This window comes from Roseixanthobacter psychrophilus (genome assembly GCF_043195195.1).
In the GTDB taxonomy this organism is placed as follows: domain Bacteria; phylum Pseudomonadota; class Alphaproteobacteria; order Rhizobiales; family Xanthobacteraceae; genus NCEH01.
Genome location: NZ_JBAFWT010000006.1, coordinates 18,692 through 32,775 on the forward strand (window position 1 = coordinate 18,692; position 14,084 = coordinate 32,775).

The 14,084-nt window shown below is 65.8% G+C and carries 14 protein-coding genes; 9 read left to right on the forward strand and 5 right to left on the reverse strand.

Annotation, left to right across the window (positions count from 1 at the left end):
- The first annotated feature begins 16 nt into the window (after nt 1–16).
- From V5F77_RS08140 to recJ, 4 genes are read left to right on the forward strand one after another with little or no spacing between them, the layout of a single operon-like run.
- A complete protein-coding gene (locus tag V5F77_RS08140) occupies nt 17–1,312 on the forward strand; it encodes a homoserine dehydrogenase (protein WP_429004847.1) in 1,296 nt (431 codons plus the stop codon).
- Nucleotides 1,313–1,315: 3 nt separating this feature from the next.
- On the forward strand, nt 1,316–2,299 hold the full coding sequence (gene glpX, locus V5F77_RS08145; protein ID WP_429004848.1) for a class II fructose-bisphosphatase: 984 nt from the start codon (nt 1,316–1,318) through the stop codon (nt 2,297–2,299).
- Between the two features lie 55 nt (nt 2,300–2,354).
- The gene (locus tag V5F77_RS08150; RefSeq protein WP_429004849.1) at nt 2,355–3,599 is read left to right on the forward strand and encodes an MgtC/SapB family protein; all 1,245 of its coding nucleotides are present in this window, start codon (nt 2,355–2,357) and stop codon (nt 3,597–3,599) included.
- Between the two features lie 40 nt (nt 3,600–3,639).
- Nucleotides 3,640–5,451 (forward strand): single-stranded-DNA-specific exonuclease RecJ, encoded by a 1,812-nt coding sequence (gene recJ, locus V5F77_RS08155; RefSeq protein WP_429004850.1) that lies wholly within the window; start codon nt 3,640–3,642, stop codon nt 5,449–5,451.
- A gap of 33 nt (nt 5,452–5,484) precedes the next feature.
- Here recJ and V5F77_RS08160 read toward each other — a convergent pair whose 3' ends face one another.
- The 3 genes from V5F77_RS08160 to V5F77_RS08170 are packed head-to-tail and all read right to left on the reverse strand — an operon-like array spanning nt 5,485 to nt 7,698.
- Complete coding sequence (locus tag V5F77_RS08160) at nt 5,485–5,967, reverse strand: hypothetical protein (protein WP_429004851.1); 483 nt, start codon at nt 5,965–5,967, stop codon at nt 5,485–5,487.
- 19 nt (nt 5,968–5,986) lie between these two features.
- The gene (locus V5F77_RS08165; protein ID WP_429004852.1) at nt 5,987–6,886 is read right to left on the reverse strand and encodes a ParA family protein; all 900 of its coding nucleotides are present in this window, start codon (nt 6,884–6,886) and stop codon (nt 5,987–5,989) included.
- Entirely contained in the window at nt 6,886–7,698 is an 813-nt protein-coding gene (locus V5F77_RS08170) for a hypothetical protein (RefSeq protein WP_429004853.1), read from the reverse strand. The genes V5F77_RS08165 and V5F77_RS08170 overlap by 1 nt, the downstream gene beginning before the upstream one ends.
- A 322-nt stretch (nt 7,699–8,020) precedes the next feature.
- Here V5F77_RS08170 and V5F77_RS08175 point away from each other — a divergent pair, with 322 nt between their 5' ends.
- Nucleotides 8,021–8,959, forward strand: a complete 939-nt coding sequence (locus tag V5F77_RS08175; protein ID WP_429004854.1) for an AEC family transporter — start codon at nt 8,021–8,023, stop codon at nt 8,957–8,959.
- A 116-nt stretch (nt 8,960–9,075) separates the two neighbouring features.
- On the opposite strand, the gene V5F77_RS08180 is transcribed toward V5F77_RS08175, so the two are convergent.
- Entirely contained in the window at nt 9,076–9,489 is a 414-nt protein-coding gene (locus V5F77_RS08180; protein WP_429004855.1) for a hypothetical protein, read from the reverse strand.
- A 322-nt stretch (nt 9,490–9,811) separates the two neighbouring features.
- Here V5F77_RS08180 and V5F77_RS08185 point away from each other — a divergent pair, with 322 nt between their 5' ends.
- Genes V5F77_RS08185 through dprA form a run of 4 tightly spaced genes read left to right on the forward strand, consistent with a single transcriptional unit; the run spans nt 9,812 to nt 13,833 of the window.
- Nucleotides 9,812–10,759, forward strand: coding sequence for an aspartate carbamoyltransferase catalytic subunit (locus V5F77_RS08185; protein ID WP_429004856.1), 948 nt, complete (start codon nt 9,812–9,814; stop codon nt 10,757–10,759).
- Entirely contained in the window at nt 10,752–12,065 is a 1,314-nt protein-coding gene (locus V5F77_RS08190) for a dihydroorotase (protein WP_429004857.1), read from the forward strand. Before V5F77_RS08185 ends, V5F77_RS08190 begins: the two co-directional genes overlap by 8 nt.
- A gap of 37 nt (nt 12,066–12,102) precedes the next feature.
- Nucleotides 12,103–12,714 carry a glycerol-3-phosphate 1-O-acyltransferase PlsY gene (plsY, locus tag V5F77_RS08195; RefSeq protein ID WP_429004858.1) on the forward strand — a complete coding sequence of 204 codons (612 nt, stop codon included), beginning with the start codon at nt 12,103–12,105 and terminating at the stop codon, nt 12,712–12,714.
- 6 nt (nt 12,715–12,720) lie between these two features.
- Nucleotides 12,721–13,833 carry a DNA-processing protein DprA gene (gene dprA / locus V5F77_RS08200; protein ID WP_429004859.1) on the forward strand — a complete coding sequence of 371 codons (1,113 nt, stop codon included), beginning with the start codon at nt 12,721–12,723 and terminating at the stop codon, nt 13,831–13,833.
- A gap of 3 nt (nt 13,834–13,836) precedes the next feature.
- Here dprA and V5F77_RS08205 read toward each other — a convergent pair whose 3' ends face one another.
- Nucleotides 13,837–14,049, reverse strand: a complete 213-nt coding sequence (locus tag V5F77_RS08205) for a hypothetical protein (RefSeq protein WP_429004860.1) — start codon at nt 14,047–14,049, stop codon at nt 13,837–13,839.
- Between the last annotated feature and the right edge of the window lie 35 nt (nt 14,050–14,084).

Here is a 14,084-nt window from a genome sequence, read left to right on the forward strand (position 1 = left end):
GGAAGTCCGATTTCCCATGAGTGACATGAATGTGGGGCTGGCTGGCCTCGGCACCGTCGGCACTGGCGTTGTGAAGATGCTGGAGCGCCAGTCGGCAGAGATCGCGGCCCGCACCGGTCGCACCGTCAAAGTGGTGGCGGTGAGCGCTCGCGATCGCACCAAGGATCGTGGCATCGATCTCTCCGGCATGCGCTGGCACGACGATCCCGTCGCGCTGGCGAATGATGCGGGGATCGACGTTCTGGTCGAGCTCATGGGAGGGGACGGCAATCCCGCTAAGGCCACGGTCGTCGCGGCGCTCTCCGCCGGCAAGCCGGTCGTGACCGCCAACAAGGCTCTGCTGGCGAAGCATGGGCTAGACCTTGCCGGCCTTGCCGAGGCCAACCGGGTCGCGCTCAATTTCGAGGCCGCCGTTGCGGGGGGCATACCGATCGTCAAGACCCTGCGCGAGGCGCTGGTGGGCAACCGCATCGCCCGCGTCTCCGGCATCTTGAACGGCACGTGCAACTACATCCTCACCCGCATGGCGGATGAGGGTCTCTCATTTGAAACCTGCCTCGCGGAGGCCCAACGGCTCGGCTATGCGGAAGCCGATCCGACCTTCGACATCGACGGCCACGACACCGCGCACAAGCTCGCGCTCCTAACCTCGCTTGCGTTCGGTACCCAGGTGGACGCCGACGCCATCTATGTCGAGGGCATCCGCTCGCTGACCCTGGCCGACCTCCAGGCAGCCGATGAACTGGGCTACAAGGTGAAGCTGCTGGGCGTCGCGGTGCGCACCGACGACGGAATCGAGCAGCGCGTGCATCCCACGATGGTGCCCAAGCACTGGCCCATCGCCCAGGTTTCCGGTGTTACCAATGCCGTGGCTGTGGACGGCGACGCCGTGGCGTTGACGCTGGTCGGTCCCGGTGCCGGCGGTGCCGCGACCGCCTCGGCCGTGGTCGCTGATCTCGTCGACCTCGCGCGCGGCGGTGCCGGCTATCCGTTCGGGCTTGCCACAACCGCGCTGCAGGTGCCGCAACGTGCCCCCATGCAATTGCACGAAGGCGGCTATTACATCCGCCTCGCGGCCGTGAACAAGCCGGGAACAGCCGCCACCATCGCCGGCCGCATGGCGGACGAAGGCATTTCGCTGGAATCCATCGTGCAGCACCGTCCCACCCGCAAGGGTGACGGCGAACAGGCGACCGTCATCCTGATTACCTACGCCACCACCGAGGAAGCTGTGCGGCGCGCCGTTGCTGCCATTGACGCGGAGGGCGTGATTGCCAATCCGCCCCAGGTGATCCGGATCGAGAAGGACTGATCCATGTCGCAGACGCGCGCCGCGCAGGTTCTGGACCGCCGCTTCGCTCTTGAGCTTGCCCGCGTGACGGAGCGCGCCGCGGTTGCGGCGGCGCGGTTGCGCGGCCGGGGCGACGAGCAGGCCGCCGATGAGGCGGCAAGCGCCGCCGCCTATCGCGAACTCTCCAAGATGCCGTTGAGTGGGCGGGTTGTGATCGGCGAGGGCGTCGAGGGCGAGGTGCCGCACCTGTTTCTAGGTGAAGAGGTAGGGGCAGGGGGGGACGCGGTCGATATTGCCGTCGACCCACTCGAAGGCACCACCTTGTGCGCCAAGAACATGCCCGGCTCCATCTCGGTGATCGTCATCGCCGAGACCGGTTCTCTGCTGGCCGCGCCGCCGGTCTACATGGAAAAGATCGCCATCGGCCCCGGCTATCCCGAAGGGATCGTCTCGCTTGCCGCGACCCCACAGGAAAACATCAAGGCTCTGGCCCAGGCGCGGGGCATTGCGCCAGCGGAAATTACGGTGCTCTTGCTCGATCGCCCGCGCCATGCGGCGCTGATAGAGGCGGTGCATGCGGTGGGCGCGTCTGTGAAGCTCATCACCGATGGCGATGTCGCCGGTATCATCCACACCACCAATCCGCAGGAGAGCGGGGTCGACATCTATCTCGGCAGCGGCGGCGCCGCTGAGGGCGTGCTTGCGGCAGCGGCACTGAGCTGCATCGGTGGGCAGATGGAAGGGCGCCTGATGCTCGACAGCGAGACCAAGCGCAAGCAGGCCAAGCTGATGGGCATTCGTGACTTTTCGCGCATCTACAAGCTTGCCGACATGGTGCGCGGGGATTGCCTGGTCTCGGCCACCGGCGTTACCAACGGCGCCCTGCTGCAGGGCGTCCGGTTCGGCCGCGAGGTGATCGAGACCGACACGGTGCTGATGCGCTCCTCCACCGGTACGGTCCGGCGGGTGAAGACCGAGCATCGGGATTTTTCCAAGTTCGTGTTCTGATTCGCCGGTCCTGAGGGACAGGACGGCACGGCGGCTAGCCGCACGGGAAGGGGCTATGCAGGACCTGCTGTTTCGGCTGGCAACAGCGCTCGCCATCGGCCTCATCGTCGGCGTCGAGCGCGGCTGGCAGACGCGCGACCAGCCGGGTGGAAGCCGCACTGCGGGCGTACGCACCTTTGCCCTGTCCGGACTCATGGGCGGTGTGTTCGCAGAATTGGCACAGCGGCTGGAAAGCCCGCTCGTGCTTGCCACCGGCTTTATCGTCTTTGCCCTGGCCTTCGGAGCATTTACCTGGAGGGAGTTGCAGCGTCGGCGGGAATTTTCCGTAACCGGCCTCGTGGCGGCGCTGCTGGTGTTCGCCCTCGGCGCTTTCGCTGTGGTGGGAGATTCGCACCTTGCCGGCGCTGCCGCCATCGCGGTGACGGGCCTGCTCGCCAGCCGGAGCATGCTGCATGGGCTTGTGCGGCGCCTCACCTGGGTAGAGCTGCGCTCCGCGCTGGTGTTGCTGGCGATGACGGTGATCGTGCTGCCGCTGCTGCCGGACCGCACTATTGACCCGCTCAATGCCATCAATCCGCGCGAGATCTGGTTGTTCACCGTGCTGACCGCCGCCATCTCCTATGCCGGCTATGTCGCGGTGAAGGTGGCAGGTCCCCAGCGGGGCATCCTATTCGGTGCCCTAGCGGGCGCCCTGGTTTCTTCTACTGCCGTCACCATCGTGTTCGCGCGCCGTGCTGCGAGCGGGGAGCCGGCTGCCCTGCTGGCCGGCGGTGCCTGCCTTGCCGCCATGATATCCATACTGCGGGTGCTCATCCTGCTGGCCCTCCTCGCACCCTCGGTTCTGGCGCAGGTGGCCGCCCCCGCTGGACTCGCCGCCATCATCTTTGCAGCCAGCGGTTTCTGGTTCATGCGCAAGGCCGGAGACCGCGTGCCGAAGGCAACCCGCCTCGGGAATCCGTTCGACCTCAAGCCGCTGCTGGTGTTCGCCGCAGGTTTTGCCGGTGTGGCGGTGCTGAGCGCATGGCTGCTTCGGGCGAGCGGTGCGGGCAGCCTCCTGCTCGTGAGCGCCCTGACCGGTCTGGCCGATGTCGATGTCTCAACGCTGAACGCAGCGCGCCTCGCCGGAAATGGCATTACCTTTGTCGAGGCGGCCCAAGCCGTGCTCGCGGGCTTGGGGGTGAACGCGCTCGCCCGTGCCGCCTACGGAGCCGGCGCGGGGCCGCCCGCTTTTGCGCTGCGGCTCGCGGTTCCGACTGCGATCGCGGTGGCCGCGGCCGGTGCGCTGGTCCTTGTCACATGAGCGCACTCGACGTCGTCCCACGGCTCTGGCTTCATGGGGCGTGAACCTGCAACTGACGAATCGCCCCTTTCTCGGTGTCACCGCTTCCGCCACCCAGCGGACGTGGCGCGACCGGCTGGACCTGCGCGCTGCCCAGAGCGCGCTTGCCATCGCCCAGCGCTACGATCTGCCCGAGTTGCTGGCACGCATCCTGGCCGGGCGCGGCGTCGCGATCGAGGATGTGCCGGCTTATCTCGATCCCGCCATCCGCACCCTGCTGCCGGACCCCAACATTCTGACCGATATGGAAGTGGCGGTGGAGCGCTTGGCGGCTGCCGTGTGCACCGGAGAAACCGTCGCGGTTTTTGGTGATTATGATGTGGACGGTGCCACCTCCACGGCCCTGTTGGTGAGCGTGCTCCGCGCCGGTGGGTTGGACCCTCTGTTCCATATTCCAGACCGCATCTTCGAGGGCTACGGGCCGAACGTGGGCGCCATCGAGCAATTGGCGGCGCGCGGCGTCACCCTGCTGGTGACAGTGGACTGCGGCACCACCAGCCTCGAACCCCTTGCCGCCGCCCGCAAACTCGGCCTCGACGTGGTGGTGATCGACCATCACCAAGCCGGAGAAACTCTCCCCGAGGCGGAAGCTATCGTGAATCCGAACCGGGAAGACGATCTTTCCGGCCTCGGCCATTTATGCGCGGTGGGGCTGGTGTTCATCACCATGGTTGGTCTCGTGCGCCGCCTGCGTGAAGAGCAGCATTGGACCACCGAGTGCCCCGCGCCGGATCTGCTCGCCGCCCTCGATCTCGTGGCGCTCGGCACGGTGGCCGACGTGGTGCCGCTCATTGGGCTCAACCGCGCCTTCGTGACCAAAGGGCTGATCGCTTTGCGTCGGCGCCAGCGTCCCGGATTGACGGCACTGATGGATGTGGCGCGGCTCGACGGGCCGCCGCGCCCCTGGCATCTTGGATTTCTGCTCGGCCCGCGCATCAATGCCGGCGGTCGCATCGGCGATGCGACCTTGGGTACCCGCCTCCTTCTGACGCAGGATCCGATGGACGCCAAGGTGATGGCGGCGGAGCTGGATCGCCTCAATACCGAGCGGCAGGAGGTGGAGCGCACCATTCTCGCCAGTGCCGAGGCCGAGGCCTTTGCGGCCCACGGCGCGGATGCCGGGGCCGCCGTGGTTGTTAGCGGCGATGGGTGGCATCCCGGTGTGGTCGGCCTCGTCGCCTCACGCCTGAAGGAGCGCTTCAATCGGCCGGCGCTGGCCATCGCCTTTCTCGGCGAGACCGGCACCGGTTCGGCGCGCTCCATTCCCGGGGTGGATCTTGGGAAGGTGGTGCGCGGGGCGGTCGCGGCGGGGTTGCTTGTGAAGGGCGGCGGCCATGCCATGGCGGCGGGTCTGACGGTCGAGCGCGGGCGCCTCGGCGACCTGCGCGCCTATCTCGAAACCGAACTTGCCCCCTTGGTGGAGCGCGCGCGTTCCGAAGGTACGTTGACCATCGACGGCGCGCTGACCGCCTCCGGTGCGACGCCGGCCTTGGTGGATCTGGTGGCGAAGGCCGGCCCTTATGGCGCCGGCAATCCAGAGCCGGTGTTCGCCTTTCCCGCGCATCGCCTCTCCTATGTGGAAACGTTTGGCGCCGGACATCTGCGCGCCCGCCTCACCGCCCGCGATGGCACGACCTTGCGCGCGGTGGCCTTCCGCTGCGCCGACGAACCGCTGGGGCGGGCGATGATGGAGCTGCGCGGCCGGACCGCGCATGTGGCGGGATCGCTGGATCTCGACCATTGGCAGGGCGAAGCCCGCGTCACCCTGCGCCTGCGCGATGTCGCGGAGGCCGGCCCGGAGGGGCAGGGCTGAGGGGCGGCACTCTGTTGTGAAGATGGCCCCGCGCTACTTGTCGTCTTCAGTCGCGGCCATGGCCTTGCTGCCAATCCCGCCGCGGCGCCGCTTAGGGGGGGCTTTCTCGGCCGCCGGGGCTTTTGGAGCGGGCGGAACCTTTTCGGCGGCGTCCTTTTCGATTGCCTTGGCGGCTTTGCCCTTCGCGGGCTTTGATGGCTTGGGCGCGGGGGGCTGCGGGACAGAACGACCAAGCGCAAGACCCAGCAAATGGACCCGAGCCGCGCCGCCATCGGTTGCTACACCAACCGGCAAATGCGGATCGACCCGCTTCTTGAGGCCGGTGAGATCGCTGTCCTTCAGGCCATCGAAAGCATGAAGGAGTGCGGTTTCGCCGACCGCATCTCCCACAGCGCGCAAGCTCTCAATGGTCAGATCCTTGGCCTTGAGCTGGGCATTCAGGATCTTGCCTGCGGCGAGGTTCACTTCCTTTTCCGCCGCTGCAAACACCTTTGCCTGGCGCGCCACGGCGGCCAATACTGCGAAACCGTCTATTTCAGCGGCCATGGAAGAGTCCCTTCACTTCAGTGACCAAACCATTGAGAATCGCGACCACCGGTGGCGACCATTTGAGGCGGTAGGTCGGATAGGCCTTCGAGAGACCATCGGCAATTGCTGCCGCCTGGGGAATTTCCGTTTCCATCATGTCAAATGCAGGATCTGGGCCGCCGGAGACGGCGCGCAGACCCACGACCGTGGCGGTCTGATGCTTGACGTTCGTCATGCGGCGCGACACCAGCACTACCGGCCGCCGCTTCGGCTTGGGCAGGCTGCTGCGTTCCGCCAGTCGCCCCCGCCAGAGACTATTGCAGAATGCTTCCAGCCCCAAGGTGGAGAGCATGTCGGGAATGGTGGGCAAGATCACCACGTCACACAGGCGAATGGCCACCTCGGTAAAGGCCGAGATGCCAGGGGCGCAATCCAGGATCACGTAATCATAATCCTGGCGCAACTCGGCGATGCAACCCGACAGGACGCTCCAGACCTGCCCCTCAGTACCGTGCAGGTTGAAGCCGCGATCCGCCAGTTCGTAAATGATTTCGCGTTCGGCCAGCCGCAGCCCCACGCTTGACGCGACAAGCGATATATTCAGCATCTGGCCAAGATGTGCGACGTCCGAAACCTGGGTTCGTACGAACTCGCTGAGCTTGCGGCGCCGTTGATGCAGAAGCCGATCGGTAAGGTAGGATGTGAGCGTCAGGCGATCCTTGATAAGTTCCGCCAGGAGATCATCGCCAGCCAGGCAGTAAGATGCATTCGCCTGCGCATCCAGATCGATCACCAGCACTTTTGCGCCGTCCGCTGCCAGTGCTTCCGCCAGCATCACCACCGTGGTGGTCTTGCCGACGCCGCCCTTCATGTTGGCGACGGCGATCACGCGTCCGGGCCGGGGCATCAGGCGTCCTCCTTCAGGGCTTTTTTGAGCGCGGCGCGGTTGTGCAGGTTGAGGCGGCTCTCCAAGAACCCATCCACCGTCTTCGGCAACGTCGCCTTGCGTTTGGGATCGAGCAGCACCTCATAGGATTCCGGGTCGTCCGGCCGCACCACGAGGATCAGTCCGATGCCATGCTCGTCGCACTGCTTCTGGACGTCGGGCAGGCGCGTGCGCGCCTTGGACTCCTCGGGCAAGTGCCAGATGAGATGGCCAAAATGGGTGAAGCGTGTCTGCGCCAGTGCCTCATGCACCGCCAGCACGGACCCGCCCGATTCGGTCTTCAGCTCGAAGGCGTGCACGTCCAGTTGCGAGCCCGGCATGTAGGTGAAGCGCATCAGGCTCACCAGCATGAAATCGGGGCGCGCCCATTGGCCGGTGCTGGGGCCGATGCTGGAAATATCCTGCAGCAGGGCCAGCCCGCCTTTGGGCAGGTCGAGATTGCGCACGAAGCTGGTGGCGAGATAGCGCTGCACGGGCTTCATCAGCGCCGCTTCCAAGGCGCTTGATGCGGGGGCAGGAGAGGGCAGGGGCACGTCCGGCTCGGCCGGGGGCGCCTTTAGCAGAAACACTTTGCCGCCCTGGCCGCGCTCGCGCCCCACCCGGCCGCGCTTCAACAGCAGGTCGCGTGCGACGAAGAAGTCTTCGGTGGAAATAGATTGCGCAAGCCGGCGGGACAGCATGGCCCGCAACACCCGATTCAAGACCGGAGCACCGTCCGCGGGCAAAAGGTCCAACATCTGCTCGGCAATACCGGCCGCCGTACGATCTGACACGCGACCTCGCCACGATCTTGACTGCACCCGTAAGTTTCAGACTTCAACAATATCTCGCGCGTAAATGCAAGTATCCCAGGACCGGCGCACTGCCCTCATTTCTTTTTGCGACAAAAGTTTGCCGGCGTTGGGGATCCGCGCGTGCAGGGAGGGGCGGCTGGTCTGCACGGCAGGCCAAGGTTGCACGGTCTGCGCTATGCATCACGGGGCAGGGCCGGCACAGCTTGAGTCTCCTCGCGCGCTGGCGCAAGGATAGGCGATCGGCCCAATCCTGTCGGGATTCGCGCCGCCCGCCGTATTCCGTTCCACTCATCCGGTTGCCATGGAAACCATTGCTTCAGCGCTACTGCCTGTCGCCTGCGTGGTTTGCCTTGGCTGGGTGCTGCGGCGATGGGTCGTACCCGACCCTTCCCATTGGGTGGGCCTCGAGCAGGTGACGTATTACGTCCTGTTTCCGGCCCTGCTTCTCACGTCGGGAATCCGCGCCGATCTCTCTCGCGTGAGCCTGATCGGCACCGTCGGCGCCATGGGATTGGCGCTGGCCGTCCTCTGCATCCTCCTGCTGGCAGTTCGACCGCTGCTCATGCGCCGTCATGGAATCGACGGGCCGGCATTCACGTCGCTCTTCCAAGGCGCGGTGCGGTGGAACACCTATGTCGCCCTCGCGCTTGCGGACGGGCTCTACGGCGCATCGGGCGTGGCCGTGGCGGCGGTGATGCTGGTGTGCCTGATCCCGGCCATCAATGTGGTGGTCGTTGCTGTTCTCGCGCGATACGCGGGCGCCGAGCCGCCGACCGTCGGCCGCATCGTCCGCCAATTGGTGCGGAACCCGCTGATCCTGTCCTGTCTTGCGGGGGCGGTCATCAATCTATCCCACGTGCCGGTGCCGCACCTGCTGCTGGAGGTCGCAGACATCCTCGGCCGCGCCTCGCTCGCCGTGGGGCTGGTGGTGGTAGGAGCCGGCGTGGGGCTCAAGCACCTGACGCGTCCGAGGGCCACGGCTTTCTACAGCATCGTTTTGTGTCTTCTGGCCCGCCCGGCGCTTGCCTTCGGCTTCGGCTGGGCGCTGGGGCTGCGGGGCATGGAACTGGTGGTGGCCACCGCCATCTGCGCCGTGCCTTCATCGCCTGCCGGTTATGTCCTCGCCCGCCAGATGGGGGGCGATGCGCCGCTATTGGCGCAAATCCTCACCCTTCAGCTTATCGCCGCTGGCGCCACCTTGCCGCTGGTGGTTGCCGTGGCGCTGTCGTTCGCAGGGTGAGCGGGGCTTTTTATTCGGAAGCCGTCCTCGTCCGCTTAAGGCAGGAAAAGACGCCCGAAGATGAAAAAGGGCGGCCGAAGCCGCCCCTTGCGCTTGAGCGCTACATGGACCTGGCGTCAGCAAGCGCCCCAATAGCCGTTGCCCCGCGTATCGGTCGGGAACCAGCAGGTGCCGCGAGGCGGGGGAGGTGGGGCATAATAGACCGGCGGCGGCGGAGCATAATAAACTGGCGGGGGAGGGGGAGGCGCGCTCGCCGCTCCGGCGATCGCCGCGGCACCGAGGATGCCGAGCGCGATACCGGCCCCGACCGCTGCCCCGTTGTTGTTATTATTGCGGTAATACCCCCGGCAGTTCCAGCAGCCAGGGCCGCGAGGTCCCCAGTACTGCACCTGGGTCACGTCGGTCGGCAGGGGCTGCGCCAAGGTCGCAGCTCCAGTGCCAATGGCGCCGGCCATGGCCGGTGTGAATGAAATCACGCCAAGGGCCGCAATGAGGCCCAGCGCCGCGACCTTCTTGGTGAGAGCTGCCATGGTAAACATCTCCTGAACGTTACGGCCCCCGAATGTCGAGTCTCAAGCCGCAAATGCCGTTTAGATAAGTATCGGCTTTGATCGAAGCCGAATTGTGTCTTTATCCTCGCATCTTATTACTGCATTGCATCCCGTGAATGCAGTGTGAATGAAAAATGGTCGGCAAATGTCAAATTTCTGTTCGCCATGCCAAACAAGAGACCGGAGAAAGGTGAAGTGGGAGAAAACGCGGCGACGAGAGTGAACCGGACGAATGCCCTGTGGCTCGCGGGCGTTCCGCCCTTGCGGGTGTGCCCCACAGTGGTTAAGCCTGCCGCTTGCCATGCATTCTTCTCCCGCCTTCACTCTTGATCGCCGCGACCTGATCGGCATCGAAGGTCTTTCCGCCGGCGAGATCGTCGGGCTGATGGATCTTGCCGAGGACTTCGTCGATCTCAACCGCCAGATCGAGAAGAAGCGCAGCACCTTACGCGGGCGCACCCAGATCAATTTGTTCTTCGAAGCGTCCACCCGCACGCAGTCGTCCTTCGAGATCGCCGGCAAGCGCCTCGGCGCCGATGTGATGAACATGTCGGTGGGCACTTCGTCGGTAAAAAAGGGCGAGAGCCTCATCGATACGGCGATGACGCTCAATGCCATGCATCCCGACATATTGGTGGTGCGGCACCATGCCTCCGGCGCCGTGGCCCTGCTGGCGCGCAAGGTGGATTGCTGTGTGGTCAATGCCGGCGATGGCGCCCACGAGCATCCCACCCAGGCGCTGCTGGATGCTCTCACCATCCGTCGCAACAAAGGGCGCATCCAGGGGCTCACGGTGGCAATCTGCGGCGATGTGCTACATTCGCGTGTCGCCCGCTCCAACATTCATCTGCTGGCAACCCTCGGCGCCCGGGTGCGGGTGATCGCGCCCTCCACCCTGCTGCCGAGCGGCATCGAGCAGTTCGGCATCGAGGTGCACCGTTCCATGGAGAGCGGGCTTGAGGGTGCCGATATCATCATGATGCTGCGCCTGCAGCGCGAGCGCATGGCCGGATCGTTCATCCCCTCGGTGAAAGAATATTTCCATTATTTCGGTCTCGATCAAGCCAAGCTGCGTCGCGCCAAGCCCGATGCTCTGGTGATGCATCCTGGCCCCATGAATCGCGGGGTCGAAATCGATTCCGCCGTCGCCGACGGACCGCAATCCTTGATCCGGGAACAGGTGGAGATGGGAGTCGCAGTCCGCATGGCGGTGCTGGACGCTCTGGCGCGGAAGCTACCCAATGCGTGACACGCCGCGCCCCTCCGAAACCCGCCCGGTTGTTCTCGCCAACGCACGGATCATCGATCCCTCTCGCGGGTCCGATTTCCACGGCGATGTGCTGATCGTCGACGGCCGTATCGAGGACACCGCGTTCGGCCTCGCCTCCGCTGGCATCCCGGATGGCGCGGAACTGGTGGATTGCCGGGGCGCCATTGTCGCGCCGGGGCTGATCGACATGCGCGCCTTTGTCGGCGAGCCGGGCGCGGAGCACCGCGAAACCCTGGCTTCCGCGAGTCGCGCGGCGGCGGCTGGAGGCGTGACCACCATCGTCTGCCAGCCGGACACGGACCCTGTGGTCGACGATCCCGCGATCGTCGACTTCATCCTGCGTCGGGCGCGCGACACCGCGATCGTGCGCGTGCATCCCATGGCGGCCCTCACCAAAGGCCTGCGTGGCGAGGAAATGACGGAGATCGGCCTGCTGAAGGCGGCCGGCGCAGTTGCCTTCACAAACGGGGTGCACTCGCTCCAGAGCGCGCAGGTGCTGCGACGCTGCCTGGCCTATGCGCGGGATTTCGATGCGCTGATCGTGCATCACACCGAGGACGCGTCCATGTCCCAGGGGGCCATGAACGAGGGGACCTTCGCAACCCGCCTCGGCCTGCCGGGTAATCCTAAATCCGCCGAAACCATCGTGCTGGAGCGTGATCTGCGGCTCGTCGACGACGCGCGCGGTCGCTATCACGCCGCGGCGCTCACCTGCGCGGAATCGCTGGACGTGCTGTCCCGCGCCAAGGAGGCCGGCCTGCCGGTGACAGCGTCCGCGAGCATCAACCACCTGAGCTTCAACGAACTCGACATCGGCCAGTATCGCACCTACTTCAAGTTGAACCCGCCCCTGCGCGGCGAAGACGACCGGCAGGCGCTGGTTCGCGCTCTGGCGTCGGGCCTGATCGACGTGGTGGTTTCCGATCATGTTCCCCAAGACGTGGAAATGAAGCGGCTTCCGTTCTCGGAGGCGGAGCCGGGTGCCATCGGTCTTGAGACCTTGTTGTCGGCCGCGTTGCGATTGGTGCATTCGGACCAGGTGGACATCGTCACGGTGCTGCGGGCGCTTTCGACCCGCCCCGCGGAACTGCTGGGGCTGCCGACCGGCACGCTGCGCCCCGGTGCGCCGGCTGATCTCGTGGTGTTCGATCCCCAGATGCCGTGGCTTGTGGACCCGGCCGATCTCAATTCACGCTCGCGCAATACTCCGTTCGACGAAGCGCGGATGAGCGGGCGAGTGCTACGTACCCTGGTTGCCGGGCGTACGGTATACGAATACGTTTGATTGGCGTCAGCCTTGCCGGCGCGGTAGGACTTTTTGCATGCAGCTTTTCTGGACCTTGGCCTTGCCGTGGACGGCCGCTGCACTGGCGCTCGGCTATCTCCTGGGCTCGATCCCTTTCGGCATCGTCATCACGCGGATGGCCGGAACTCGCGATATTCGCACCATCGGCTCCGGCAATATCGGCGCCACCAACGTGTTGCGCACCGGGCGCAAGGATCTCGCCGCGTTCACCTTGCTCGGGGATGCCCTGAAGGGGACTGCGGCGGTCCTGGTAGCCCGTGCCTGGCTTGGTGAGGATGCCGCGATCGCTGCGGGCCTCGGGGCATTCCTCGGCCATCTGTTTCCGGTGTGGCTGGGTTTCAAGGGCGGCAAGGGCGTAGCCACCTTCCTTGGCGTCGCCCTCGGCCTTTCCTGGCCGTCGGCCCTTGCCTTCGCATTGGTGTGGCTCGCTGTTGCCGGGGTGACCCGCTATTCCTCACTCTCCGCCTTGGTCGCATCCGCCGCTGCGGCAGCGTGCGCCTTTGTTGCGGGCGGGCCGAAGGTCGGCCTGCTGATGGCGGTACTGACGGTGCTGCTATGGGCCAAGCACCACGCGAATATTTCCCGTCTCATCGCCGGCACCGAAGGCCGGATCGGCGCGAAAGGCTGAACCAGCATGAGCCGACGGGGCGTCACCCTTTCGCCCCGGCAGCGCACGGACTGGCTGCGGTTGATCCGGACCGAGCAGGTGGGGCCGCGCACGTTCCGCGCCCTGATAAACCAATTTGGCGGCGCGGCAGCGGCCCTCCAGGCTCTGCCTGACCTTGCACGGAAGGGCGGGCGTCTCATTCCTCCGCGCATCCCGAGCCTCACTGAGGCGGAGGAGGAGATCGCAACCCTCGCGCGCCTCGGCGGACGCCTCGTCGCCATGGGTGAGCAGGATTATCCCCATCCGCTCCAGGAGATCGACGACGCCCCCCCGTTGCTGAGCGTGCGGGGTAAGGGAGAAACCTTGCGCGTGCCCAAGATCGCCATCGTCGGCGCCCGCAATGCCTCTGCAGCCGGGCGAACCCTTGCGGGACGCTTCGCCCGCGATCTTGGCGCGGCTGGCTATTCGGTCGTTTCCGGCCTAGCACGCGGCATCGATGCGGCGGCTCATGAGGCAAGCCTCGAGAGCGGCACAATCGGCGTGTTCGCGGGGGGCCTCTCCCGCCCCTATCCCCCGGAGAATCTTCGTCTCATAGAGCAGGTCGCCGAGCAGGGCGCTCTCGTCTCTGAAATGCCAGTCGGCTGGGAGCCTCGCGCGCGTGACTTCCCCCGCCGCAACCGACTCGTCTCGGGGATGGCGCTCGGCGTGGTCGTCGTCGAGGCTGCCGAGCGTTCGGGGTCCCTGATAACCGCGCGCCTTGCCGCCGAGCAGGGACGGGAAGTGTTTGCGATCCCCGGCTCTCCGCTGGATCCGCGCGCCGGCGGTACCAATGCCCTGCTGAAGCGCGGCGCAACCCTTGTCACCCATGCTGCCGACGTGATCGAAGCCTTGACGCCGCTGATCGCGCATCCCCCCTCGCAGGAGGTCGAGGCGCCACCGACGGTGCGAGTCGATGCCTTCCCGCCCGCGGACCAGATGCGGGCCAGGATCACGGAACTGCTGGGGCCAGTGCCAACAGCCATGGACGATCTGGTGCGATTTTCGGGTGCGAGCGTTTCAGATGTGCAGTGGGTGCTGCTGGAGTTGGACTTGGCGGGTCGGCTGGAACGCCACGGAGGCGGGTTGGTGAGCCTGCGCTGAAGCTTAGCTCGGTGTATCGGTGCCCTCGCCGGATCCTCTGAGGGACGAGGCGCGCGTGATCCCGCGCGCCTCGAGCAGCGTCATTTCCAGAAGATAGGCGAGGGTTGAAAGGTGGTGTCTCCGCGCCAGCCTCGAAAGTTCGGCGGTCAGCGACGAGACGTAAGCCGCGAATTCCGCTGCCTGTTCAAAATCGAAGTCCTTGCGACCCGCCGCCATCTCAAGATCCTTTTCCCGCCGCTTCGGCGCATCCT

Coding starts and splice junctions, on each gene's coding strand:
- V5F77_RS08190 (WP_429004857.1), top strand. CDS start 10,752: ATGCGTGACACGCCGCGCCCCTCCGAAACCCGCCCGGTTGTTCTCGCC.
- V5F77_RS08165 (WP_429004852.1), bottom strand. CDS start 6,886: ATGCCCCGGCCCGGACGCGTGATCGCCGTCGCCAACATGAAGGGCGGC.
- V5F77_RS08205 (WP_429004860.1), bottom strand. CDS start 14,049: ATGGCGGCGGGTCGCAAGGACTTCGATTTTGAACAGGCAGCGGAATTC.
- V5F77_RS08185 (WP_429004856.1), top strand. CDS start 9,812: ATGCATTCTTCTCCCGCCTTCACTCTTGATCGCCGCGACCTGATCGGC.
- glpX (WP_429004848.1), top strand. CDS start 1,316: ATGTCGCAGACGCGCGCCGCGCAGGTTCTGGACCGCCGCTTCGCTCTT.
- V5F77_RS08140 (WP_429004847.1), top strand. CDS start 17: ATGAGTGACATGAATGTGGGGCTGGCTGGCCTCGGCACCGTCGGCACT.
- plsY (WP_429004858.1), top strand. CDS start 12,103: ATGCAGCTTTTCTGGACCTTGGCCTTGCCGTGGACGGCCGCTGCACTG.
- V5F77_RS08180 (WP_429004855.1), bottom strand. CDS start 9,489: ATGGCAGCTCTCACCAAGAAGGTCGCGGCGCTGGGCCTCATTGCGGCC.
- V5F77_RS08150 (WP_429004849.1), top strand. CDS start 2,355: ATGCAGGACCTGCTGTTTCGGCTGGCAACAGCGCTCGCCATCGGCCTC.
- V5F77_RS08175 (WP_429004854.1), top strand. CDS start 8,021: ATGGAAACCATTGCTTCAGCGCTACTGCCTGTCGCCTGCGTGGTTTGC.
- dprA (WP_429004859.1), top strand. CDS start 12,721: ATGAGCCGACGGGGCGTCACCCTTTCGCCCCGGCAGCGCACGGACTGG.